We start from the raw sequence: 23,949 nt of genomic DNA, 5'->3' as shown, positions 1-23,949 counted from the left end.
CTTATTTTTGTATTGTACTTATATTCTCTATAATAGCTGTTAGCTCTGCTATTTTAGCCTCTAAATCTCTAATGCGTTTATCAACTTCCGGCAACTTCTTAAATATTACTGTAGAACGCATCCATTCTTTTAAAGGTTGTGCTGGACTACCATGCCATTGTCTATTTTCTTCTGTATTGAAGTTTATTCCTGCTTGAGCACCTATTTGTGTTCCTTTTCCTAAATTCAAATGTCCTGCGATTCCTACTTGTCCACCTATTACTGAATTCTCACCTAATTTAGTACTTCCAGAAATTCCGCTTTGTGCAGCCACTACAGCGTGAGCGCCAACATCCACATTATGTGCAATCTGAATTAGGTTATCCAATTTTGCTCCTTTACGGATAAAAGTAGATCCCATTGTCGCTCTATCAATAGTTGTATTTGCACCTATTTCAACATCGTCTTCAATAATAACGTTGCCAATCTGTGCAATCTTATTATAGGTTCCGTCTGCTTGTGGCGCAAAACCAAATCCATCACTGCCAATTACTGCATTAGAATGAATTGTTACTCTATTTCCTAGTTTAGTTCGGTTATAAATTTTTACTCCTGGGTAAATTGTACAATCATTGCCGATTTTAGTATCAGATCCGATGTATATTTGGGTATATATTCTGCAATTATCACCTATTTCAACATTCTCATCTATTGAGCAAAATGCACCAATAAAAACATTTTTTCCAATTTTTGCTGTTGGATGAATAAAACATGGTTGTGTAATACCTGCTTGGGTTTTATCTTGATTAAGTGCTTCGTTGTATTTTTCTAACAGCACAGAAAATGCGCTATATGGGTCCTTTACTTTTATTAAAGTGCAATTTACAGGTTGTGATGGCACAAAGTCTGTTGATACAATAACCACAGAGGCTTTTGTTGTATACAAATAGCTTTCGTACTTAGGGTTTGACAAAAAGCACAATGAGCCAGCACTACCGTCTTCTATTTTAGAAAGCTCTCCAACTTTTACAGTTGCATCTCCCTCTATGGCGCCGTCTAAAAATTCGCTTATCTGCTTGGCAGTAAATTGCATGTTACAAAGTTAAATGTTAAATTGATATGAACAAATAAACAACACCTGTTAATCTTACATTACAAGGATAAGACACGAAACGTTGCAAAAAGTTAAATATTTTGTTAAAAAATGCTAAATGTCTCTTGTATAACAAAGAATATGTTTTTTAACAGTTTTATCTAAAGATTCTAAGTTAGATAAATCTGATGCTTTTGCAATATCTACCAACTCATTATTCTTCATTAAAATATTAATATTACTGTTTCCCGCATTATAAGCTCTATTTCTTATCGTATCTGTAAAAACAAAATAAGCCACATCATCATCTTGTAAGTTTAGTGCTAAAGCTGTTTGATTTGCTAAACGCTCTATTCTTTCAGCAGATGGAGGTGAATTTGTAATTTCTACTTTATACAGTTTACGTGAATTTAACATCTGGCAAAGTTTTGACAAAATGAGGTCATCATTATTTTCCCAAACCTTAATTGCTGCGTAAATATCCTGATCGTCTAATTTTGAAAATTGTAGCAAATGATTTTCATCTTCAAAAAAATTATGTTCAGTAATATCATTCTGCAGGAAATGTTGCAAAGCTGGTGTTGCAAATAATTTTGCTCCACTAGATGCCAATTCTTTTGCTCTTTCTAAAATTTTAACAAGTAATTGTTCTGCAGCGATCACTGTTTTATGAAGGTAAACTTGCCAATACATTAATCTGCGAGCAATTAAAAATTTCTCGATAGAATAAATACCTTTTTCTTCAATCACCAATTGGTCATCAACAATGTTAAACATCTTAATGATTCTATCAAAACTAATTACACCTTCACTTACACCCGTAAAAAAGCTATCACGGTTCAAATAATCCATTCTATCTAAATCTAGCTGGCCAGATATCAATTGACAAAAGAAGTTACGGTAATATTTCCCTTTAAAAATAGTAATAGCAGGTGTTAGTCGACCCTCAAACTCTTCATTTAACCGATCCATCATGAGCATAGAAATGTCCTCATGCTTAATTCCATTGACTAGCGTATGCTCCAGTGCATGAGAAAAAGGGCCATGTCCGATATCATGAAGTAAAATTGCAATAGTTGCGGCCTCTTCTTCTTCTGCACTTATTTCATGTCCCTTGTTTCTTAATACCTCGAGTGCCAAACTCATTAAATGCATTGCACCAATCGCATGATGAAAGCGAGTATGTAATGCCCCTGGATAGACCAAGTGTGTCATTCCTAATTGTTTGATATATCTTAACCGTTGAAAATACGGATGCGAAATTAGATCGTAAACTAAGGCCGAAGGAATACTGATGAACCCATAAACTGGGTCGTTTATTATTTTCTTTTTGTTCAACTCTCAAAAATAAATTATACGGTACAAAAATTGCTATTTTTATCCATAGTAAAAAAGACATGCGCTTTTAAAAACTTTAATTTACATAAAAAGTATATATAATGCAGGAAACCAAAATTTTATGGGCCGATGATGAGATCAACTTGTTAAAACCACATATTTTATTGTTAAACGAAAAAGGATATCATGTGACAACATTTACCAATGGCAATGATGCGTTAGAAGCATTTGGTAAAGAGCATTTTGATCTTGTTTTTTTAGATGAAAATATGCCTGGCTTAAGTGGGTTAGAAACTCTTTCTGCAATAAAAAATATTCGCTCTGATGTACCAGTGGTACTAATTACGAAAAGTGAAGAAGAAAATCTGATGGAAGATGCCATCGGTTCTAAAATAGATGACTACCTTATTAAACCCGTCAACCCAAAACAAGTATTATTAACTATAAAGAAAATTATAGATAATAAACGGTTGGTAAGCGAGAAAACTTCTTCTGCTTACCAACAAGATTTTAGGCGTTTAGGCATGACTTTAAATGATAAATTAAGTTATGAAGAATGGGTTGAGGTGTATAAAAAATTGGTTTTTTGGGAACTCGAGCTCGAAAAATTAGACGACCCGCAAATGCATGAAATCTTAACCATGCAAAAATCTGAAGCAAATACTCAATTTTCTAAATTTATTGAAGATCATTATTTGGGATGGGTTAATGGAAAGGGGGAGGCCCCATTATTGTCAAATGAATTATTAAAAAAGAAAGCTTTTCCTTTAATTAATTCCAACACCCCAGTGTTTTTTATTCTTATTGATAATTTACGCTATGATCAGTGGAAAATTATCAATCCGTTAATTACTGAATATTTTCGGTTAGATGAGGAAGATACATATTCAAGTATTTTACCAACGGCAACTCAGTATGCTCGTAATGCTATTTTTTCAGGTTTGATGCCTTTAGAAATGGAAAAACGTTTTCCTTCCTTGTGGCAAAATGACGATGATGAAGGTGGAAAAAACTTACACGAAGAAACTTTTCTAGGCGATCAGATTAAACGCAGTTTACGCAAAGATTGCAAGTTTAGTTACCATAAAATTTTAACTTTTGATCAGGGGAAAGAATTAACAGAAAAGGTAAACAATTTAATGGAAAATGAGTTTAATGCAATTGTTTACAACTTTGTAGATATGCTTTCTCATGCTCGTACCGATATGCAAATGATTCGCGAATTGGCAAATGACGATGCTGCTTATCGTTCATTAACTTTATCGTGGTTTGAACATTCGCCTTTATTGGATTTGTTAAAGAAAATCTCTCAAAAAAGAGTAAAACTGATCATTACAACAGATCATGGCACAATTAGAGTAAAACACCCAAGCAAAGTAATTGGCGATAGAAACACAAATACTAATTTGCGCTATAAGCAAGGCCGAAATTTAAATTACAACGCGAAGGAAGTGTTTTTAATTAAAAATCCACACGAAGCGCAATTACCTAAAATAAACATTAGCTCTAACTACATCTTTGCGAAAGAAGATCAATATTTTGTGTACCAAAATAATTATAATCAATTTGTGAATTATTATAATGAAACTTTTCAGCATGGTGGAATTTCATTAGAAGAAATGATTATTCCAGTTGTGACTTATAGTTCTAAATAGTTTTTTCCCGTATGAGACATCTAAGATCTCTTCGGTGGTTCAAAATATATTAACTTTGTCAATCTTTAAAAGATTGACAAAGTTTTCAAAAATGAAATCTATACCTATTAATAGCATAACTGAATTAAGTGCTGTTGCCAAACAACTTTTAGCTTTTGCAAATGACGATAAATTCTTTGTTTTCGAGGGAGAAATGGCAGCGGGGAAAACAACTTTCATCAAAGCATTTTGTGATGTTTTAGGCGTAGAAGATGTGGTAAGTAGTCCGACATTTTCAATTGTAAATGAATACGAAAGTGCTAAAGGCCTAGTGTATCATTTTGATTTTTATCGAATAAAAAACCTACAAGAAGCTTATGACATTGGCTATGAAGAATACTTTTATAGTGATTCTTTTTGCTTAGTTGAATGGCCTCAAAAAATTGAAGGATTATTACCAGAAAAATTTATAAAAGTTGAGATCCAGATAACCGGAGAAACCCAACGAACCTTTAATTTCAATAGGATTTCTAATTAAGATTTAACTTTAGGTATTCATAGATTTTCTGTATCTTCAAACACCTAAAACAACCAGATAAATCATGGCTACAGGATTTCGCGAAGGCATGGCCGCCATTGCTCAAAGAGGTTTAATGCAAACTCAAGAGTCGATGCTGGAGACCAATAAAAAAAGCAATAGTTTATATATCGGCATTCCAAAAGAAATTTCTTTTCAAGAATGTCGGATTGCGCTTACTCCACTATCTGTTGCTTTACTAGTTAACAACGGCCATAGAGTTGTTATAGAATCAGGAGCAGGAGTTGGTGCAAATTTTACCGATAAAGATTATAGTGAACAAGGCGCACAAATATCTTTCAGTAAAAAAGATGTATATGCGGCAGATATTATTGTGAAAATTGCTCCGCCAACTTTAGAAGAAATTGGGTTGATGCATAAAGGCCAAACACTTATTTCTGCTTTGCAAATTGGTACGCTTAAAGATGCGAATCTAAAAGCTATCCTTCATAAAAAAATTAACGCTTTATGCTTTGAGAATTTACGTGATGAAGGAAATGTATTAAGTGTAGTACGTGCCATGGGCGAAATTGTTGGTGCCGCATCTATTTTTATTGCAGCAGAATATCTAAGTAGTGCTTTTGGCGGTAAAGGGTTAATGTTAGGAGGGTTTACGGGCGTGCCACCTACTGAAATTGTTATTTTAGGCGCTGGAACTGTTGGCGAATACGCTGCTCGTACTGCACTTTCTCTAGGTGCAGAAGTAAAAGTATTTGATAGCTCAATATTTAGATTACGTCGATTACAGAATAATTTAGGAAGTAGAGTCTTTACCTCAGTAATGCAGCCCATTGTGCTTGCAAAAGCTATTACTACGTGTGATGTTGTGATTGGCGCCATTCGTTCTGAACACGGGCGCAGTCCTTGTTTAGTAATGGAAGAAACCGTTGCCAAGATGAAGCCTCACTCAGTTGTGGTAGATGTAAGTATAGATCAAGGTGGTTGTTTCGAAACATCAGAAGTAACTAATCATAAAGACCCTGTTTTCATTAAACATGATGTTATCCATTATTGTGTGCCAAATATCGCATCTAGAGTGCCGAGAACAGCTTCTTATGCGCTAACTAATATCTTTGCTCCAATATTAGTTGATATAGGAGATATGGGTGGTTTAATGAATATGGTTTGGAATAGACCGGGAATTCGCGAAGCGTTGTATTGTTATCAAGGTCATTTAACCAATAAAGATTTGGCCAACATGTATAATCTCCCTTTTAAGGATTTAGAATTACTAGTTGTTTCCAATCAATAAATACCGATGAAAAACTTTTTACTTCTTTTTTTACTTGTGCTTTGTCTTAATTCTTGTGCACAAAAAAACGCTCAAAATCCGTATGGGTTAAAAGTTATAAATGATTTAAAAACTTATAATGCAGATAATAAAACAAACCCAAATAATGAACTTGTTGAAATTAAAAAGGCTATTCCATCGGTTGTTTTAGATATTCGCTATGCTACTAAAAATAATTTTATGCATCAGGTTATGTATAAACAAGCTCGGGCTTTCGCTAGAAAACCTGTTGTAGAACATTTGAAGAAAATCCAATCTATTTTGAATAAAAAAGGCTATGGATTGAAGATTTTTGATGCTTATCGCCCTTATGCGATTACCGTTTCTTTTTATCAAAAAGCTAGCGATAAAAATTTTGTGGCGAACCCAGCAAAAGGCTCTAAACATAATCGTGGTTGTGCCGTAGATTTAACTATTATTGATCTAAAAACCGGCAAAGATGTGCCAATGCCAACTCCTTATGATAGTTTTGCTGCAGAGGCAGCACCGCACTTCCAAAATCTTCCGCCAGCAATAATTAAAAACAGAGACTTTTTAATTAACACTATGCAGGCAAATGGATTTAAAGTGATTTATAATGAATGGTGGCACTTTGATTTTAATGGTTGGCAAAATTACGATTTAATGGATATCCCATTTGAAAAGCTGTAATCTTTATTCTTTACTATGGTGTTCTTTTCCATAGCGACTAACTTTAACATCAGCCTTGTTTCCTTTAACTGTTACTTCAAAAAGATAATCGTAATCGTTGTCAGTTAATTCTTTTATAGGTTTTGTAGCACCAAATGCTTCAACTATTTCAAGTACTGTATTAGAATGACCAACAATTAAAATATTCTTTCCTTTAGCGTTAACTATTAATTGTTTAGCAAGTGCTTTTTGATCTTCTGGGTTATATGTTTTAACGGAAATTCCAATCTTGTCTGCCAATGGGAATCCTGTCAACTTAGTTCTTTTATAATTTGTCGCAAAAATAGAATCAATTTTTTCTCCTTTAAGTTCTTTCATCAATGCTTCCGCTCTTTCTTTTCCTTCTGGAGATAAGTCTGGATCTCTATCCTTTGGATCGTCTGTTAATTTTTCTGCATGTCTAACCACCCAAACTTTTACAGTTTTTTGTGCGCTTAAATTCTGCTGTCCAAGCAAAATCATTAAAAGGATAAGGATAAAATTTCTCATGGTATCTGTCTATAAGTTTCTTATTAATTCTTGAATATCAGCTTTGCTATGCCAACTGCTTAAAACTATTCTATTTACTATTGGCCCATCTTTATCAGGATATGGAAATGATGAGACCAATATATTACGTTTTAATAGCTTGGGGCTAAGGTCTACATTTTTATAGAAAAACACAGGAAAACCTGTTATAAAATGCCAATCTACATTATTTATTAAAGCATTACCTAATAGCAATATGTTTTCCTGAAGTTTTGACCATTCATTTCTGTAAACTTCATCGGCATGCATAAAAGCAAAAAGGCCTGCAGCAGATGGAGGTGAAGCTCCTAAAAACTCGTTGCTCTGTTTTAATTTCTTGATGATTTTTTCAGATCCTAAAGCTAATCCTGCATCTACACCTAATGCTTTTGCCATTGAAGCGATTAATAAAACATCGACATTTTCACATTTTGGAATTGTAGATAAAGCGCTCAAACCCCTATTATTTACGCCGATCCCGTGTGAATCGTCAACTATTAAAACAACCCGTTTCTCTTTTTTGATTTGATTAACAAAAGAGAAATCATAAATTTCTGGAAAAAGATTATTCATCGAATTACTAATCAGCACCCAATTTTTCTTTTCACTTGAGTTAATTTCTTCGACGATATTTTTTGACCAATTGTTAAACGAACCTTTTGTTTTTGGGTCTTCCTTTAACCACAATGCAGGGTGTGTTGCAGGAGAATACCTTACTTCACCAAAGGTTGATAATTCCTTTACAGTAAGTTGCGCCGCTAAATACCCACTTGATACGATTAATGCAGATTCTGAGCCAAATCTTTTTGCAGCATGTTTTTCTGCATCATCATAAATACCCAATTGAACATTATTATTTCGGCTTGTGCCATTATTCAGTCCAAAATATTCAATCCCCTTTAGGTAGAGTTTTATAAAATTATCGTTTTGTGGAATACCTAAATATGCCGTACCGCCAAAATAAAGATAGTTTTTACCATCGATAATAATTTTTGATGTTAATGGAACATTAAGTTGATTAAAACTGCTTTTTTCTTGCATTAATTATATGTTCTACCCAACTGGTCGTTTGCCGCTTTTATTAAAGATTTTGAAGAATTAGAATCGAAAGAAAACTCCCAAAACATAATTCCATTACATCTTTCTTTGGCCAATTGTGCTTTTTGCCAAATTAATTCAATTCCATTATAACCGTAATTGAGACCATTAACTTTTGCAATATTTAAATATACATTAGCTCCACTGGCTTCAATATCACGATAGGCAATTGCTCCTCCACCTGCATTTTCGCCATAAAGAGGTATTCCTAAAATGGCTTTTTCTTTCGGCAAGCCTTTTTCTACCAAATAAACATCTAAACTTTTTAATGTTAATTTCATAGAAGCATGGTTTAATGGTTCCGTTGTATCATAATTTGGCCCATCATATTGCATTAGGTTAAGGAAATCTATGTATTGAAAGGCTTCGGGTTTCATCCCATTTTTAATATTTCCGGCGTACACCCCTGGAGTAACCGCAGCGCTCAAAAACTTACCTTCAGCATGTAATGCGATACTTAATTCTTGCATTAATAGCACAAAATTATCTGCGGAAGCATCTGCTGCAGTTGGGTATTCCCAATCAATATCAGCACCATCAAGGTTATTATTTTTAACAAAGGCTACCACTTGAGTTGTAAATTTTGTTCTTGCCGAAGCCGATGCGGCAATCGTAGCAAATATATTTTTATCGCCCGAAACGGAAATGCCCGTTTTAACACCGTAATTTTTGGCTTTTGTGATAACGGTAGTAAATCTAGTTGGTTGTAAAACGGTGTTCAACGACCCATCTCCGCTAACGTTTGGGTTGATAAAAGCATATAATAAATGTGTAATCATTTTATATTTACTATCATCTACCGTAGCAGGATCTTTATAACTCGGCATATACGCCACAATTTTAAACGTACCCGGTACCCATGCTGTTCTGGTTGGCGGAGTGGGAATACTAGGTGGGTTTGGTGTTGGAGGAGTTGGATTTGGTACAGGATCGCTTTTTTTGCTACACGAAACAATGCTCAAAGCAACAACTAGTGAGAATAGTAATAATTTTAGTTTCATAATCCTATTTCAATTGGTTTTTAAAGAATTCGAATTGTTGCTTAATAGATTTTGCCCAATACGGTTTATTATGCGCTCCAGGCTGAGAAATATACGTCGCATTAAGTTTCAATTCATCACATTTTTGTTTTAATTGATTATTAGAAGCATAGAAAAAATCAGAAGCTCCACAATCAAAAATAATTGGTTTGGTATTTCCTTTTAATTTATCAATGTTGTCGTAAACAGAGAATTTCTTCCATAATTCATTATCAGCCAATGGATTTCCTAATAATTCTCCTAATCCAAACTTACCAAATCCATCTGATAATTTCACACCCCCGCTTGTACTTCCTGCACCACTAAAAAGTTCTGGTTTTTTTATAAATAAATAAAGTGCTCCATGCCCACCCATGCTTAAACCACTAATAAAAATGTTCTGATCGTCTACTTTGTACTTCTGTTTTATATTTGGATAAAGCTCATCAAAGAAGAAATTTTCATACTGCCAATCGGCTTTTACTGGACTATTTAAGTACCAGCTGCTAAATAAGCCATCAGGACAAACAATGATAAAACCATATTCATCGGCATATTTTTGGGCATCCATAATCCCATTCCATTGTTTATAGTTTCCACTGTATCCGTGTAGCAAAAACATAACTGGAAGCTTGCCTAATTTCTTATAGTTTTTTGGTTTAAAAACCCATGTAGTATCTGCTTTTGGAAGGTTTTTACTTTGGTAAATGATTTGTTCTTGCGCATATGCCGAACAACAAAAGCTTAAAATCGTAATTATTATTATTAATTTTTTCATCTTAAAAGTTTTCATGAATATACGTCATCACCCTAACCATTTCCTTTCTAACATCTGCCGTAGGCAAAACAAAATTATTGTTCATGAAAGAAAAAATGAAAACTTTTCCTTTTTTGGTTACTACATATCCGCTTTGATTATGGTTATTCGAAAGGCTTCCGGTTTTACCGAAAACAAAGGGGTTATCTGTTTTAGGGTAGGCATTTTTTAGTGTCCCTGTTTTTCCTCCAGCGGGCAACATGTTAAATAACTTTTCTTGATTATTTACTTCCCCATAAATCAATTCTAACAACTTTATCATATCCCTTGGCGTAAATAAATTTCCTCTTGATAATCCAGAGCCATCAACCCATTTTGGTTTATCAGGTAAATCTTTTAAGTATTCTTTTTCAACATAGTTTATCACTTTAGTCGTGCTTAATTCTTCACCCAATTTATTTCCGTACACCAACAATAATTGCTCTGCTATAAAGTTATCGCTTGGCAAAAGCATTTCTTTAAAAACCGAATCGCTCTTTACATTATAAATTGTTTTTACCTCTGTTGGCATTTTCATATTTATAATTCCTACGTATTTATTTAATGTATCACTTAAAAGATTTACTGTTGTTGAAGTATTAACTTTATATGGAACTTGCTGCGCATACTTTGCTGGAATAGTTGTGCTAGGGTAGTTAAATCGATTCACATTAAAATCTCTAGTAACTCTAAATGGTTTAACGTTTAGGCTATCTTTTACAAAGCATGAAGCAAAAGTTTGTGGTAAAATATGCATTGACCCTGCTGCAGTGGCACTTACCAAAACCATATTATCCATTAGCGGTAATTCATTAATTTCTGCTTGATAGTATTCATTATAATCATCCCATTGCCAACCATTGCCATAGAAATCTCCCGTATATCTACCTGGGGCAAAGAAAAGTTTTTTGTTGGTCGATTTTAAAAGATTAAATGCCTTAGTTCCCTTTAATTGGGTATGTAGGAATGAGGGGTCACCAGTTCCCCAAAAAATAAGCGAGTCTCCTTTTTCAATATATTTCAGAGATGGAATAGAATCAGGCATCATTTTTAATCCGGCATAAAATGTATACAATTTTGTATTTGATGCTGGGGTGTAATATTTATCCGCATCTTTCTGGAAAATCATTTCTTTTTTTGCCAAATCGAAAAGTGCAAATCCAACTTGATATTGTTTAATTATTGCTGAATTTTTAAACTCTTTCTTAACTTTATGAGCTATGATTTTATTGGGTGCACAAGCAGAAAAACAACCTGTAATAATTAAAATCAAGTAAATAAGCTGTTTTTTATAGTACTGAGAATGGTTTTCCATTTATAAATCCATTTATGATAAAAATGTGCGCCCTAATTTATTAATTTAGTTTCATGAAATATTGGCAAAAGGCAATAAAAATCCAGGTATTATCTTTAATTATTGGATTGATGGTATCACAATCTTTATTTGTGAACCGTTGTCATGCGCAAAATTTCACTTTTGAAGGTTCCATCAAAAAGAATTCACTAAACTTTGATTTTATTAAAAATCTAATCATTATTCCTATATATATCAATGATAAAGGACCATTTAACTTTATTTTAGATACGGGAGTAGGCCCACTCGTGATTACAGATCCCATATTAAAAGATAGTTTATCTATTAAAGGAACAAGATCTGTTAAAATTAATGGTTTTGGAGAAGGAGACGAGATTGATGCTTTTTTAACAAATAATGTAAGTGTTAAAGTTGCTGATGCAAATATTGCGACAATACCAACTGTAATTTTTAAGAAAGACTTCTTTAATTTATCAGGCTACGTGGGTAAAAAAATTTATGGCCTTATTGGATATAATTTTTTTAATAGCTTTTTAGTAAGAATAAACTATGTTCAAAAAAAGCTTCATTTTAGTGTTAATAACGGAAAAACTAAACTAAGAGGAGAAAAAATACCGCTAGAGTTTTTTGACAATAAACCCTACATTAATATAAAAGTAGAAACGTCGCAAACAGGATTAATAAATGCTAAAGTTATTGTCGATTGTGGTGCTAGCCATGCTTTATCATTAGAAGCTTACAACAATAATAATTTCCCCATTCCTTCTCCAAATATTTATGGAAATTTAGGCGTTGGTTTAAGTGGTGAAATAAGCGGACATATTGGAAGAGTTAAAACGCTTCAAATAGGTCGTTTTCAGCTTAAAAATGTATTGACTAATTTTCCTAAATATAGTGATGTAGTGACTAAGGTGAGAGTGAAAGAAAGGAATGGAAATCTTGGCTCCGAAATTCTAAGCCGTTTTAATGTAACCTTTGATTATAAAAACGGTAATATGTATTTAGAAAGGAATAATCATTATTGGATTCCCTTTGAACACGACATGTCTGGCATTGAAATCTATATGACAGATAAACCTTATACACGTTATTTCATTAGCAGATTAGAAACTGATTCTCCAGCAGAAAAGGGTGGCCTTTTAGTAGATGATGAAATAACTTCTATTAATTTTAAACCTATTTATAGTTATTCTCTTGATGATATTAGCAATCTTTTCAAATCAAATGATGGACAAGCTGTTCTTATAGAAATTTGGAGAAAAGACAGGACAATTGTTAAGCTAATTAGATTAAAACGTAGAGTATAAGTCAATTTTTTATTTTTATTATGTTAAAAAGAACCCTATTTTTCCTGTTTATTGCACTTAGCAACTTCACTTTTGCTCAAAATGTAGACTCGGTTGCATTTGTTACTGCAAAATGGCACAAACAACGCATCGCACCAAAAACAAAATTAATTACACATCATTTCGATCAAAAAAACCTTTTCCTTTCTAATCAAAATATTAGTTATGTAGAAGTAAAAAACAGAGGTAACTCTCCTGAATTTGGAATTGGTGCATCTCCAAAAGAACTCAAAATAACACCAACCTTTGGTAAAGAAAATAATGCACTTGTAGCCATAAATGGAACTTTTTTCGATGTAAAAAATGGCGGTTCGGTCGACTTTATTAAAGTTGATGGACAGGTAATTAATTCTAATCGATTGGAAAAGAATAACACGAGAGCAAGACATCAAATGGCTGCGATTGTTATTGAAGACGGGAAACTCACTTTAAAAAAATGGGATAATACTTCGAATTGGGAAGAAAATATGACCGAGAAAAACGTCATGTTAAGTGGACCACTATTAACTTTTAACCATGTGGACGAAGCTTTAGATACTTCTGCATTTAATCGATTAAGACACCCACGAAGTGCAATTGGAATTAAACCTAATGGGAAAATCATTTTACTTACCATAGATGGAAGACAAGAAAATTCTGCCGGAGTAAGTCTTTTTGAATTAACTAAAGTAATGCGATGGTTAGGTTGTACAAGCGCTATTAATTTAGATGGTGGCGGTTCTACAACTTTATGGGTTTACAATGCACCAGAAAACGGGATTGTAAATTATCCTTCCGATAATAAAAAGTGGGATCACGAAGGTGCAAGAAAAGTTGCAAATGTTATTTTGCTAAAGAAGAAACAATAATATATTTGCCGCTGTTAATCCTTTTGTGCCCGATTTAAGATGAAGTTTAAAACTATTGCCGTTTCTTCCGTTGTTCTATCTATTTTGTTTTTATCTGCTTGTCAATCAGAATCAAAAAAGCAGAAAAAAATCAGTGATCCCTCAGAAATGCCAGAAAACAACTTAAGTTTTAAAGATGTGAACGGCATCCGTTTTTATGAAGTGAAAAGACGATTTAAAAATGGATTATCTTTTAACGAAGTCGGATTCCAACAAGAACCCACTTGGACAATAGAGTTCAAAGCTCCTGATACTATGTTGGCCTATAGTCCAGAAATAGCTCGTATGCAGGGTTTTTATCTTCAGCATGACCATGAAAAGGTCTATAACTTCGCTAGGGAGTTTTTTAGAGCAAAGGTAATTAGCAAAGACAGTTTAATTTTGCAACGACTACAAGTGAATGGCAAACAAATAATGGGCGATGATGACGAACGCTCGGATGTTTACTGTACTTACTATACAAAAGATTACATCGAAAATAAATTACATACAACTATTAAGGAACTCCAAAGGCCTTCAAAAGCAGATACTCTTTTCATTAAGCGTTTATCAGAACGGACATATCGAAATCCTAAAAATCCAGATACTGCATTTGCAGCAAGGCAACCGGTAGTTTTCGAACCAAAAAGTAAATTTATAACTGCAAAGAAAATAAGCACGGTAGATGAACTTAATCATCGCCCAAGATCGTATGATTATCTCTATCCGGAATATGAGATTGAAATTCTAAGATCTTACAAAGAGTTTGCATACAATTTTTCTGTCGTGGTTGATGCAAACGGGAAAATGCATTTGAATCGATTAGGAAGTATCGTTTTACCAGAATACCTTGAAGCCCGCAAAAAATTGGTACAAGGAATTATAGATGTTTATTTGCAGAACTTATTAAAAATTACTCCCGGTAAAACTTTAGGCATTCCACATTCTAGTGAAATAACATTAACTGTAACTGGAAAACGATCTAAATAAACCTCCACTTTATAGTATATTTATCAAAAAATGAGGTATTTGCATTTATTAAAATTAAATTATGTACCTTGCGCACTTAATTATTAATATACAATACAATGCAAGAAGGAACAGTAAAATTTTTTAATGTAACAAAAGGTTTTGGATTTATTATCCCTGCAAACGGCGATAGCGAAATCTTTGTACACTCAACAGGTCTTATCGACGAAATTCGTGAAAACGATAAAGTTGAATATGATGTTGAAAGCGGTAAAAAAGGTTTAAACGCCGTTAATGTGAAAGTAATCTAATTATTATCATATTTTACCAAGCCCCGATTTAACAATCGGGGCTTTTTTATTTTAAGGCTTTTTACTTTTGGAAAACGCGTACGTAATCTACTTTCATCGTGGCCGGAAAAACAGATTCATCAATTCCTTTTGCACCTCCCCAATTTCCGCCTACTGCAACATTTAACAATAAGTGAAACGGTTGATCAAAAGGCCATTCAGAAACGCTTTTATGGCTATTCTTAAAGGTTAAATAGGTTTTTCCATCAATAAAGAAATCTATATGATCTTCAAACCATTCTATTGCATATACATGGTATTCGGTATAAGGATTTGTAATTTTTAGTGCTTTTCCAACTTGTGTACCTTTAACATGATTAAATGCTTCTGTATGTACTGTTCCATGAACTGTATCTGGATCATATCCAACATGTTCCATGATATCTATTTCTCCACTTTTTGGCCAAGATCCATATTTCCAATCTGTTGGCAACATCCAAATTGCGGGCCACAAACCCCTTCCCTTTGGTAACATGGCTCTTACCTCTACACGTCCGTATTTCCAATCAAATTTTTTGCGGGTAGCTAATCTTGCTGAGGTGTAATTCTTGTTTTCCTTATCCGCTTTGCGAGCAGTAATATTCAAAACCCCTTTATCTACGCTTGCATTTAGTGTATCTGCATTGGTATAAAATTGCTTTTCATTATTTCCCCAACCCGACCCACCAACATCATACGTCCAATTATTAGAATTTGGTAAACCTTTAGCATTAAACTCATCTGACCATTTTAATTTCCATCCGCTAGCAATAGGAGACTTTTTTATGGTTTCAAATAGTAATTCAGGTTCATTTGTAGTGATATATTCAACCTCATTTGCCAACAACCATTCCATTTCTGGTTCAGTATTTACTGTCCAAGCGTTAACGGTTAAGCCGAGCTTTTTAGATGGCGCAATCCAATTATTCTTTTGAAAAACAGAATAATGATAGTCAGAACCCACAAAACCATCCGCTTTAAGTTTTTCAGGATCTACATCTCCCGCAAGGTAAGCAACCTTAGCATTTGGCATATGTGCAATAACATAGGCACAAATGTCATAGCTAAAACTTATGTAATCTACCCATGCCTCAGCCTTTAGTTTTCTAATCATTTGTAGTGCACTTTCAGCTAAAAACTCATCTCTTTCCTTACCCATATTTTGAGGTTTTAACTCTAAAATAAGCTTGGTTTTTTTCTGTTTCATTCCCTCTTTTAAATAGCTTTCTAAAGTTGGGATAGATTCTCCGTTGGAAAGTTTTTTTGTCAATAACTGTTTATAAGTAGATTTAGAAATCGGCATGCCTATAAAAGTTGGATCATGATTTACTACAAGTACACTATCTAAAGTCATATGAACATCAAACTCAGATCCAAAACAGTTTATCTTAAATGCTTGTCTTAGCGAAGCGATTGAATTTTCAGGAAGGTTATTTTTTTTCCATGCCCCGCGGTGAGCAATAACTTGGTTTTTATTCCAAGAAGTAATCTTTTTTTGAGCAATTCCGCTTGTAGAAATCATTAATATGAGGAAGCCAGCAATTGATAATTGTTTCATGTGTTTGTTTTAATGTGTTAAAAGTAAGATTTTGAAACAAAATTTATATTGATTTTTTGTTACCTTATACGATATAAATAACAAAGATGAAATATAATATTCATCGACAAGTTACATACACTATTTTTACGTCTAGTTCCGTTAACAAAACATGGCCAATAACTACGATCTTTTATTAGCTAAGATTAATGAGTTTACTCGAAAGTTTTATTTAAATAAGCTTTTGCGTGGAAGCATTTATGCCGCAGCTAGTATTTTAGGCCTGTATCTTTGCCTTTTTGTGTTAGTGTATTACACTCATCCAGGAACTGGAACAAAAACAACCTTGTTCTTTTCATTCTTATGTATTGCATTAATTGCCATTGTTTTTTGGATTATTAAACCCGCACTCTCTTATTTTAAGCTAAGTAAAACATTAACTATAGAACAGGCTGCCGGATTAATTGGTAATCACTTTTTTAATGTAAAAGATCGATTATTGAACACATTACAACTTAAAGCTTTGGCTGATGATTCTCCTCAAAACAGCCAATTAATTTTAGCTGGAATAGACCAAAAAATTAGTGCTTTAAAACCAATTCCGTTTGCAAGCGCTATTAACCTTAATGATAACAGAAAACACATTAAGTATATTTTAATCCCATTAACACTTATTCTTTTTATTGGAATAATTGCTCCTGCAATACTGAAAGAAGGGACAACTAGTTTCATCCGTTACGATGAAGAAATTTTACCAAAAGCCCCATTCGACTTTGTGATTTTAAACAAGAATTTAAGTGTTACGCAAGGTGATGATTTTACAGTTAAGCTGCAATTGACTGGAAATGAATTCCCCCAAGATATTTACATTGAAGATGGGTCAAACATGTATAAATTGGCCAAAGAAAACATCGATCATTTCAATTATACATTCAAAAACATTCAAAAAAACAAATCATTACGCTTTTTGGGTGGCGGCTTTAATTCCGCAGCTTTTACTATTGATGTAAAGCCTCGTCCTTCGCTGTTAAATATGAGTGCAAAGTTGATTTATCCAGCTTATCTGCAAAGAAAAAATGAAGAGTTAAACAATGTTGGCGATTTATTAATTCCAGAAGGCACGAAAATAATTTGGGATTTACATACAGAAAATAGTGAAGAATTGGCATTTATCCTTCAAAATCAATCTCATGATTTAAAGGTGAATAACAACACGGCGACTTTCACCACAACTGTGCGAAAAAATAGCACTTATAAGGTTATTCCTAAAAATACTTTTGTAAGCAGTTCTGATTCTTTAAGCCACCAACTAAACGTTATTACCGATCAATTTCCAAGTATTTCGGTTATAGAAACACCAGATTCTGTAAGCAGTAAAGCACTTTATTTTTCAGGAAACATTGCAGATGATTATGGTTTTTCTTCCTTAAAGTTCATTTATAAAATGATGGAGAATGGGAAAGTGATAAGCTTACAAAGCAAATCCATTCCTATCAAAAATAATCAAGTAGAAAATACTTTTTTCTATTTATGGAATTTGAATACAATCAGCCTAAAACCTGGCCAAGTTCTAGAATATTATTTTGAAGTGGCCGATAACGATGGTGTAAATGGCGCAAAGAGTTCAAAGTCTGAAATAAAAACCTATCAAGTTCCTACACTGCAGCAAGTAGCAGAGAAACTAGCCGCTGCTAGTGAATCGCTCAAACAAAAGATGGAATCGACTATTAAATTAGCGAGTTCTATAGAAAAAGAAAGTAAAAAGTTAAGTCAGAATTTACTAGATAAAAAACAGCTTAGTTTTGAAGATAAAAAACAAATTGAGCAATTGTTAGACAAACAAAAACAATTAGAAGAAGCGGTTAAGGACATTAAAAAGCAGAATGAGAAAAACACGTTTGAAAAGACAGAAAACAATGCGATTAATGAGGAATTAAAAGAAAAGCAAAAACAAATTGACGAACTTTTTAATAATGTACTCGATGAAAAAACCAAAGAATTATTGCAAAAGCTGCAGCAATTAATGGAAATGAACAATAAAGATTTAACACGTGATCAGCTTTCTAAAATGCAACTCGACAATAAATCGTTGAAAAATGAATTAGATCGGATCTTAGAGTTATATAAGCAATTAGAGTTTGAGCAAAATCTGCAAAATAAAATAGATCGTTTGGAAGAAATGGCGAAACAACAAAAAGAGTTAAGCCAACAAAGCAAGGATAAAAATGCACCTGTATTAGATCTAAAGAATAAACAAGATCAATTAAATAAAGATTTTAAAGATTTACAGAAAGAATTAGCAAAACTAGAAGATAAAAATGAAGAGCTAGAAAGACCAAACCCTTTTAAAAATCCAGAAAAGGAAACGGAACAAATTGAGAAAAATCAGCAAGACAGCAAAGAACAGCTAACTAAAAACGATAAACAAAAAGCTGCCGAAAAACAACAAAAAGCAGGCGAGCAAATGGAAGAGTTGGCTCAAAAAATGAAAGAAAGTCAGCAAGAAGGAGAAGAACAAGAAGCTAAAACAAACGCTGAAGAATTACGTCGCTTATTGGAGAATTTATTAAGCACCTCTTTTGCACAAGAAAAAGTAATGCTTGCGCTGAAGAGAATGAATAGCAATGACCCTTCTTATGTTGCCAATGTGCAGCAACAAAATACCATTAAAGACAACATGAAAACTATTGCGGATAGTTTATTTTCTTTAAGCAAACGAGTGCCACAAATTGAGAGTGTGGTAAATACAGAAGTTGATAAAATTAATTTCAACATTGGGAAATCTATAGATCTTTTAGGCGATAGACGAACAGCAGAGGCAAATCGTTCGCAACAGTTTACCATGACGTCTCTGAATAATTTAGCATTAATGTTAAATGAGGCGCTAGACCAATTGCAAAATGCGATGAAAAATGCAAAATCTGGTAAAGGCAAAGGCAAAAAACAAAGCATGCAACAATTGCAGCAAATGCAAGATCAATTGAATAAAAACATGCAAAATGCCAGAGATAAAATGCAACGCGAAGGCAATAAAGGCACTGTACCCAAAGGGCAAATGAGCCAAGAATTTGCGAAAATGGCACAACAACAGCAAATGATTAGAGAAGCTTTGCAAAAAATAAACAAAGAAGATAATAAAGACGGAAAAGGCTCATTCGGTAATTTAAACCAAATGACGCAAGAAATGAAGCAGACGGAATTAGATTTAGTGAACAAGAAAATTTCTGAAGAAACGATGAATCGTCAGAAAAACTTAATGACAAAATTATTAGACGCTGATAAAGCACAACGCGAACAAGATCAAGATTCGAAAAGAGAGAGTAATGCTGCAAAAGAATTTCCTCCATCTTATCAGCAAATGCTGGATAAATTTAAAAAACAACAGCAAAGTGAAAGTGAAGTGATCCAAAAACTGTCACCTAACTTGAATTATTACTACAAAAATAAAATAGCTGAATATTTTAAATTGCTAAATTCGCCAAACCGTTAATTCGTCATGGCAAAAATTACTTTTTTCACAGAAGATATTCAATACACATTAAAGCATAAAACCAGTATTAGAAACTGGATTGAAGCAACAATCTTAGCTGAAGGATATCAATTAGCTGAACTGAATTTCATTTTTATGCTCCGACGACTATTTATTGCGTATAAACCAAGATTACCTTCAACACGACGATTATACCGACGTGATTACTTTTGACAACTCAGAAGAGCTTAAAATGATTGTGGGCGATATTTTTATCAGCCTTGATAGGATTAAGGAAAATGCTGTTAATTTTAAATCAACTACGTTAGACGAATTATGCCGAGTAATGATTCATGGAACATTGCATTTGTTAGGTTACAAAGACAAAACAAAAGCAGCAAAAACCTTAATGACTGAAAAAGAAGATTTCTATTTAGTGAAAAGAGATTTTTAAGGGACGAAAATCACATAAATTAAGTAACAGATAATCAGCCCAATAATTCCTGTAATAAATCCGGCAACGCGTCTCTTTTTAATAAAACACAATAGGATTAATCCACTAAGTGAAACCAAAATTAAAAACACAGCAGAAATATCAATAATCCACCCCCAGCCCGATCCAGAATCTCTTCCTTTGTGTAAATCGTTCATTACGGCTACAATACCCATCTTAATTTCAGAAAGTTCGTATTTTCCTGTTTCCCGATCAATAAATGCATCGGCAGAATAAGCTGGCCCTTTTAAAGAAACACTTAATTCGGTATCATCAATCCTGAACTCACTTACATAACCTTTAACATTATAGGTTTTGCGTAAAAACTCTACAATTTCTAGTTTAGCAATTTTGTTGGTATCCGGATTGTTTACCCATTTAACATTTAAAACACCTTTATTTTTGACGTTTACTTGTTTATCTCCACCAAGCCACGTAGGGTGATTTAGTGTTAAACCCGTTACCGAAAAGAAAAGTACAATGGCAAAACTCACCATTGAAAGATAAATATGTAGCCAACGCGATAGTTTGGCAACTTCCTTTTTCGGATTACTTGCTTTTGTAGCTACTTTCTTCTTCGAAGGAAGTGGTGCTGGATTATTTTTTATAGAAGTCAAAAGTTACGTTTGATATTTCAACATTGCCCGCTGAAGTTGCTTTTCTAGCAGATTTTCTTAGTTCCATTGGCTGACGGATAATTTCATCTGTACCGTGTTCTTTTGAGGTTTCGATCATGATGGTGTATTTTCCTTGGGCAACAAAGTTTCCTTTATCGTCTTTTCCATCCCATTTTATGGTGTATTTTCCTGGTGAACGAGTTGCGCCTGTTACAGAAGCATAATTCGCTTTATCTGCTTTAAAACTATCTCCATTAATGCGGTACCAATTTTTAAGGTCTGGAACCCATTTCGTCTTGTTGTACCATAACGCCAAATTACGTACCGATTCTTTGTTTTCGTTTTCTACCCAAATTGCAGCAAACGGACGGTGATTATTTCCAGCAATTACATTCATTTCGAAAGTTATTGCCAATTCAAATTTAGCATCCCATGGTTTTTGTGCATTTGCTAAAACTGGTTTTGCGGTTTCTGTTTTAGCCTCTTTCACTTTTGGATCAACTAATGCATTCCAACCTTTACTTTCTATTCTTTTTCCGTCTTTAGTAATGATTAAATATTCTGCATCTTTTACTGTAGCAGCTAATGCTTTGCTTTCTTCTAACGATAAAACATTAAACGCTGTTGCTAATGCGCCTGCATCCGTAGCATTTGGAGCTACAATAGTTGCACTAATTACTCCTTCTACAGGTTTTCCTGTGCGTGGATCTACAATATGCGAATACCAATGTTTTCCTATTTGTTCTCCTCTACGGTAATTTCCGCTTGTTGCAACCGCTTTATTACTCACCAATAAATGAGCTAATGGTGCATCATTTTCGGCATTTGCTAAAGGGTTTGTAACATTTACTGCGTCTGCAACATCTCCTTTAATCACTAAATCTCCACCAATATTTACAACAACAGCGTTGATTTTTGATGACGCTAATGCAGCATCGCAAGCTAAATTGATAATATAGCTTTTTGCAAAGGTATTCATCACCAATGGTGTATTATTTAAACGAGTAGCGGTTAAATTTGTACCATCTAATTGATAGTGGGCAGATTTCATTGCTGTTACTGCAGCATTTATTTCTTCTTTTGATGGAATAACTTGTTTTTTCGCTGCGTCTTTCCACAACTGTACAGCAACAGCAGATGAAGCATCTAATGCGCCATTTGTACGCGTTTTCCATTGCTCGAATAGATTCAACATTTCAAATAACTCTTTAGAAACTTTAACCGGTTTATTCAAATCCGTTTTCATCCATTGGCTAAATTCACTCTTTCCGTCGTAAGCGCTAAATATTGAGGATAATCTATTTATTTCAGCTAATGCTGCAACTTCCGCTTTTTCTGCCTCTGCTTCAGAAACGCTAGTAAATTTAAATTCTAATGAAGTTCCCAATACGTTTTCATAATTTGAAACGTATAATCTTTGGCTACTTTTTTTAGGCGCTTCGGTAGCTGGTTGTGCACCAATTAGTACAAATGCCGTTAGCAATGAGGCAAATAATTTCATATCGTTATTAAGTTTAATTCTAAATAGTGTGCAAATGTAAAGTTTGCATTTGAATTTATCCCATTTCTGACTGATTTTTTTACCGAAAGGTTTAAAAACATTTTCTAGTACACTGGCAAAAGAATTTAAAATTCTGTTTTAAGAAGAATATTCAGCCTGTATATTCATTAAGCCTTTGCAAATGCGATTGCTTCTTTAAAAGAGTCCAAGATTAATTTGTTATCTCTTCTCAACAGCGTTGCATTTACCTTAATCTTCACAAAACCATCTTTTTGTGGTAATCCAAAAACAATAGTATGCTCTCCCCTTAACCTTGTATTCAGCTTCACAGGATCAATTCCTTTATCTAGTAAAACATTAAATTGATTTGTTCCATTTTCTATCGGACTAACTTTTATGCCTTTAAGTTGATTGAATTGATCAAAAAGTTCTTTGGACTTTATTTTAATCTTTTCCATCGTTTCATCAATAGCGTTTAAATGATGCAAAGCAACCGCAGCACTTGGCCAATTATTAAATATCCCACCACCATGAATTTTAATGAGATGAGGCATTTGATCTATTACCGCTTTGTCCCCACATAAAACAGCACCACCTGTTGCGCCTAAATATTTGTACAAACACATATAAACCGTATCAAAATACGACGCATATTCTTTAACTGTTGTATTAGTAAACGCTGTAGCCATATGTAATCTTGCGCCATCTAAGTGCATTTTAAAGCCTTGTTCTTTACAATAGGCGGAAATCTTTTTAATTTCATCTAAGGGAAACGCTTGATTATCACACCTTCTTACTGGCGTTTCTATTGAAATTGTGCCAACTCCAGCAACAAATACTTCTCCTTCCTTATGGTAGTTTACAGATTTTTTCAACTGCTCTACAGTAAAATGTGCTTTGCCTTCTGCTAATGGAATTAAACGTTTATTAAATAATGTTTGAGATGCATCTGCTTCGTCTCTGTAAACATGGCTCGTTTCCTGAACAAATGCTTTTGTATTATCCCCGCACAAAACACTAATTGCCAACTGATTTGCTAATGTGCCTGTTGGCATATAAACGGCGGCTTCCTTTCCGGTTATTTCTATAAATTTCTTTAACAGCTTTTCTATAGCACCTCCTTCTCCATAACTATCTCTTTCTATGGGAGCGGTAGTATTTATTTCTTGTAACTTATTGATAAAATCTTCTGGTCGATAAAAAATACCGTCGTTAATGAAATAGACTGCTTCACTATCTTTTGATAACGGTTGAATTTTTTCTGAAGCAAATGTATTAAATGGCACAGCCGATGCAATAAGTGGCAGGGCAGATAATGAAGAGAGCTTTAAGAAATCGCGACGTTTATAAGCTGACATACTGAGGTTTTTAGGTTGTTACAGATTTAATAAAATTGGCTTTTTCTTTTCTCAAATCAAAACAGGAAGCTGTTTTTGCTGTAAAACATTATTTTCCCTTAAACCACTCTACGATAGTTATCGGGAA

The 23,949-nt window shown here is 33.7% G+C and carries 22 protein-coding genes; 11 read left to right on the top strand and 11 right to left on the bottom strand.

All coding sequences use genetic code 11. The features are described 5' to 3' along the window. Position 1: 1 nt before the first annotated feature. Positions 2-1,072: a UDP-3-O-(3-hydroxymyristoyl)glucosamine N-acyltransferase gene (gene lpxD, locus ACHMWN_RS05090; RefSeq protein WP_397298253.1), complete on the bottom strand. Its 1,071-nt coding sequence runs from the start codon at positions 1,070-1,072 to the stop codon at positions 2-4. Between the two features lie 114 nt (positions 1,073-1,186). Then, entirely contained in the window at positions 1,187-2,410 is a 1,224-nt protein-coding gene (locus tag ACHMWN_RS05085; protein ID WP_397298252.1) for an HD domain-containing protein, read from the bottom strand. A gap of 101 nt (positions 2,411-2,511) precedes the next feature. Between ACHMWN_RS05085 and ACHMWN_RS05080 the strand changes: the two genes are divergently transcribed. The 4 genes from ACHMWN_RS05080 (at position 2,512) to ACHMWN_RS05065 (ending at position 6,563) form a co-directional block, all read left to right on the top strand. Then, positions 2,512-4,065: a PglZ domain-containing protein gene (locus ACHMWN_RS05080; protein WP_397298250.1), complete on the top strand. Its 1,554-nt coding sequence runs from the start codon at positions 2,512-2,514 to the stop codon at positions 4,063-4,065. A gap of 91 nt (positions 4,066-4,156) precedes the next feature. Further along, complete coding sequence (gene tsaE, locus ACHMWN_RS05075) at positions 4,157-4,582, top strand: tRNA (adenosine(37)-N6)-threonylcarbamoyltransferase complex ATPase subunit type 1 TsaE (RefSeq protein ID WP_397298248.1); 426 nt, start codon at positions 4,157-4,159, stop codon at positions 4,580-4,582. Between the two features lie 64 nt (positions 4,583-4,646). After that, on the top strand, positions 4,647-5,873 hold the full coding sequence (locus ACHMWN_RS05070) for an alanine dehydrogenase (protein WP_397298246.1): 1,227 nt from the start codon (positions 4,647-4,649) through the stop codon (positions 5,871-5,873). A 6-nt stretch (positions 5,874-5,879) separates the two neighbouring features. Continuing rightward, positions 5,880-6,563, top strand: a complete 684-nt coding sequence (locus tag ACHMWN_RS05065; protein WP_397298244.1) for a M15 family metallopeptidase — start codon at positions 5,880-5,882, stop codon at positions 6,561-6,563. A 3-nt stretch (positions 6,564-6,566) separates the two neighbouring features. On the opposite strand, the gene ACHMWN_RS05060 is transcribed toward ACHMWN_RS05065, so the two are convergent. From ACHMWN_RS05060 to ACHMWN_RS05040, 5 genes are read right to left on the bottom strand one after another with little or no spacing between them, the layout of a single operon-like run. Next, on the bottom strand, positions 6,567-7,091 hold the full coding sequence (locus ACHMWN_RS05060; RefSeq protein WP_397298242.1) for a phosphoglycerate mutase family protein: 525 nt from the start codon (positions 7,089-7,091) through the stop codon (positions 6,567-6,569). Between the two features lie 9 nt (positions 7,092-7,100). Next, positions 7,101-8,150, bottom strand: coding sequence for an aminotransferase class I/II-fold pyridoxal phosphate-dependent enzyme (locus tag ACHMWN_RS05055; RefSeq protein WP_397298240.1), 1,050 nt, complete (start codon positions 8,148-8,150; stop codon positions 7,101-7,103). Further along, the gene (locus tag ACHMWN_RS05050; protein ID WP_397298238.1) at positions 8,150-9,208 is read right to left on the bottom strand and encodes a glycoside hydrolase family 18 protein; all 1,059 of its coding nucleotides are present in this window, start codon (positions 9,206-9,208) and stop codon (positions 8,150-8,152) included. The genes ACHMWN_RS05055 and ACHMWN_RS05050 overlap by 1 nt, the downstream gene beginning before the upstream one ends. A 4-nt stretch (positions 9,209-9,212) precedes the next feature. Further along, positions 9,213-10,004, bottom strand: coding sequence for an alpha/beta hydrolase (locus ACHMWN_RS05045; RefSeq protein WP_397298236.1), 792 nt, complete (start codon positions 10,002-10,004; stop codon positions 9,213-9,215). Position 10,005: 1 nt separating this feature from the next. Further along, positions 10,006-11,337 carry a D-alanyl-D-alanine carboxypeptidase gene (locus ACHMWN_RS05040; RefSeq protein WP_397298234.1) on the bottom strand — a complete coding sequence of 444 codons (1,332 nt, stop codon included), beginning with the start codon at positions 11,335-11,337 and terminating at the stop codon, positions 10,006-10,008. 53 nt (positions 11,338-11,390) lie between these two features. On the opposite strand from ACHMWN_RS05040, the gene ACHMWN_RS05035 reads away from it, so the two are divergent. From ACHMWN_RS05035 to ACHMWN_RS05020, 4 genes are all read left to right on the top strand, one after another. Next, positions 11,391-12,644, top strand: a complete 1,254-nt coding sequence (locus tag ACHMWN_RS05035; RefSeq protein ID WP_397298232.1) for an aspartyl protease family protein — start codon at positions 11,391-11,393, stop codon at positions 12,642-12,644. Positions 12,645-12,664: 20 nt separating this feature from the next. After that, positions 12,665-13,531 carry a phosphodiester glycosidase family protein gene (locus tag ACHMWN_RS05030; protein ID WP_397298230.1) on the top strand — a complete coding sequence of 289 codons (867 nt, stop codon included), beginning with the start codon at positions 12,665-12,667 and terminating at the stop codon, positions 13,529-13,531. 39 nt (positions 13,532-13,570) lie between these two features. After that, complete coding sequence (locus tag ACHMWN_RS05025; RefSeq protein WP_397298228.1) at positions 13,571-14,539, top strand: hypothetical protein; 969 nt, start codon at positions 13,571-13,573, stop codon at positions 14,537-14,539. A 98-nt stretch (positions 14,540-14,637) separates the two neighbouring features. Beyond that, positions 14,638-14,829: a cold-shock protein gene (locus ACHMWN_RS05020; protein WP_090993574.1), complete on the top strand. Its 192-nt coding sequence runs from the start codon at positions 14,638-14,640 to the stop codon at positions 14,827-14,829. A 61-nt stretch (positions 14,830-14,890) separates the two neighbouring features. Here ACHMWN_RS05020 and ACHMWN_RS05015 read toward each other — a convergent pair whose 3' ends face one another. Beyond that, positions 14,891-16,405 carry a family 16 glycosylhydrolase gene (locus ACHMWN_RS05015; RefSeq protein ID WP_397298227.1) on the bottom strand — a complete coding sequence of 505 codons (1,515 nt, stop codon included), beginning with the start codon at positions 16,403-16,405 and terminating at the stop codon, positions 14,891-14,893. A 151-nt stretch (positions 16,406-16,556) separates the two neighbouring features. Between ACHMWN_RS05015 and ACHMWN_RS05010 the strand changes: the two genes are divergently transcribed. Genes ACHMWN_RS05010 through ybeY form a run of 3 tightly spaced genes read left to right on the top strand, consistent with a single transcriptional unit; the run spans position 16,557 to position 20,307 of the window. Further along, positions 16,557-19,874 (top strand): DUF4175 family protein, encoded by a 3,318-nt coding sequence (locus ACHMWN_RS05010; RefSeq protein ID WP_397298226.1) that lies wholly within the window; start codon positions 16,557-16,559, stop codon positions 19,872-19,874. Between the two features lie 6 nt (positions 19,875-19,880). After that, on the top strand, positions 19,881-20,087 hold the full coding sequence (locus tag ACHMWN_RS05005) for a hypothetical protein (RefSeq protein WP_397303618.1): 207 nt from the start codon (positions 19,881-19,883) through the stop codon (positions 20,085-20,087). Further along, entirely contained in the window at positions 20,029-20,307 is a 279-nt protein-coding gene (gene ybeY, locus ACHMWN_RS05000) for an rRNA maturation RNase YbeY (protein ID WP_397298225.1), read from the top strand. The genes ACHMWN_RS05005 and ybeY overlap by 59 nt, the downstream gene beginning before the upstream one ends. Here ybeY and ACHMWN_RS04995 read toward each other — a convergent pair. From ACHMWN_RS04995 to ACHMWN_RS04985, 3 genes are all read right to left on the bottom strand, one after another. Beyond that, positions 20,304-20,963 (bottom strand): PepSY-associated TM helix domain-containing protein, encoded by a 660-nt coding sequence (locus ACHMWN_RS04995; protein ID WP_397298224.1) that lies wholly within the window; start codon positions 20,961-20,963, stop codon positions 20,304-20,306. The genes ybeY and ACHMWN_RS04995 overlap by 4 nt on opposite strands. After that, entirely contained in the window at positions 20,944-22,464 is a 1,521-nt protein-coding gene (locus ACHMWN_RS04990; protein WP_397298223.1) for a DUF2271 domain-containing protein, read from the bottom strand. The genes ACHMWN_RS04995 and ACHMWN_RS04990 overlap by 20 nt, the downstream gene beginning before the upstream one ends. A 167-nt stretch (positions 22,465-22,631) precedes the next feature. Continuing rightward, complete coding sequence (locus ACHMWN_RS04985) at positions 22,632-23,822, bottom strand: threonine aldolase family protein (RefSeq protein WP_397298222.1); 1,191 nt, start codon at positions 23,820-23,822, stop codon at positions 22,632-22,634. Positions 23,823-23,949 lie beyond the last annotated feature (127 nt).

This window comes from Pedobacter sp. UC225_61, from assembly GCF_044452285.1.
In the GTDB taxonomy this organism is placed as follows: domain Bacteria; phylum Bacteroidota; class Bacteroidia; order Sphingobacteriales; family Sphingobacteriaceae; genus Pedobacter.
Note: the sequence above shows the minus strand (reverse complement) of the source record. Positions and strands in the feature narration are given on the sequence as shown.

Coding starts and splice junctions, on each gene's coding strand:
- lpxD (WP_397298253.1), bottom strand. CDS start 1,072: ATGCAATTTACTGCCAAGCAGATAAGCGAATTTTTAGACGGCGCCATA.
- ACHMWN_RS05080 (WP_397298250.1), top strand. CDS start 2,512: ATGCAGGAAACCAAAATTTTATGGGCCGATGATGAGATCAACTTGTTA.
- tsaE (WP_397298248.1), top strand. CDS start 4,157: ATGAAATCTATACCTATTAATAGCATAACTGAATTAAGTGCTGTTGCC.
- ACHMWN_RS05070 (WP_397298246.1), top strand. CDS start 4,647: ATGGCTACAGGATTTCGCGAAGGCATGGCCGCCATTGCTCAAAGAGGT.
- ACHMWN_RS05065 (WP_397298244.1), top strand. CDS start 5,880: ATGAAAAACTTTTTACTTCTTTTTTTACTTGTGCTTTGTCTTAATTCT.
- ACHMWN_RS05060 (WP_397298242.1), bottom strand. CDS start 7,091: ATGAGAAATTTTATCCTTATCCTTTTAATGATTTTGCTTGGACAGCAG.
- ACHMWN_RS05055 (WP_397298240.1), bottom strand. CDS start 8,150: ATGCAAGAAAAAAGCAGTTTTAATCAACTTAATGTTCCATTAACATCA.
- ACHMWN_RS05050 (WP_397298238.1), bottom strand. CDS start 9,208: ATGAAACTAAAATTATTACTATTCTCACTAGTTGTTGCTTTGAGCATT.
- ACHMWN_RS05045 (WP_397298236.1), bottom strand. CDS start 10,004: ATGAAAAAATTAATAATAATAATTACGATTTTAAGCTTTTGTTGTTCG.
- ACHMWN_RS05040 (WP_397298234.1), bottom strand. CDS start 11,337: ATGGAAAACCATTCTCAGTACTATAAAAAACAGCTTATTTACTTGATT.
- ACHMWN_RS05035 (WP_397298232.1), top strand. CDS start 11,391: ATGAAATATTGGCAAAAGGCAATAAAAATCCAGGTATTATCTTTAATT.
- ACHMWN_RS05030 (WP_397298230.1), top strand. CDS start 12,665: ATGTTAAAAAGAACCCTATTTTTCCTGTTTATTGCACTTAGCAACTTC.
- ACHMWN_RS05025 (WP_397298228.1), top strand. CDS start 13,571: ATGAAGTTTAAAACTATTGCCGTTTCTTCCGTTGTTCTATCTATTTTG.
- ACHMWN_RS05020 (WP_090993574.1), top strand. CDS start 14,638: ATGCAAGAAGGAACAGTAAAATTTTTTAATGTAACAAAAGGTTTTGGA.
- ACHMWN_RS05015 (WP_397298227.1), bottom strand. CDS start 16,405: ATGAAACAATTATCAATTGCTGGCTTCCTCATATTAATGATTTCTACA.
- ACHMWN_RS05010 (WP_397298226.1), top strand. CDS start 16,557: ATGGCCAATAACTACGATCTTTTATTAGCTAAGATTAATGAGTTTACT.
- ACHMWN_RS05005 (WP_397303618.1), top strand. CDS start 19,881: ATGGCAAAAATTACTTTTTTCACAGAAGATATTCAATACACATTAAAG.
- ACHMWN_RS04990 (WP_397298223.1), bottom strand. CDS start 22,464: ATGAAATTATTTGCCTCATTGCTAACGGCATTTGTACTAATTGGTGCA.
- ACHMWN_RS04985 (WP_397298222.1), bottom strand. CDS start 23,822: ATGTCAGCTTATAAACGTCGCGATTTCTTAAAGCTCTCTTCATTATCT.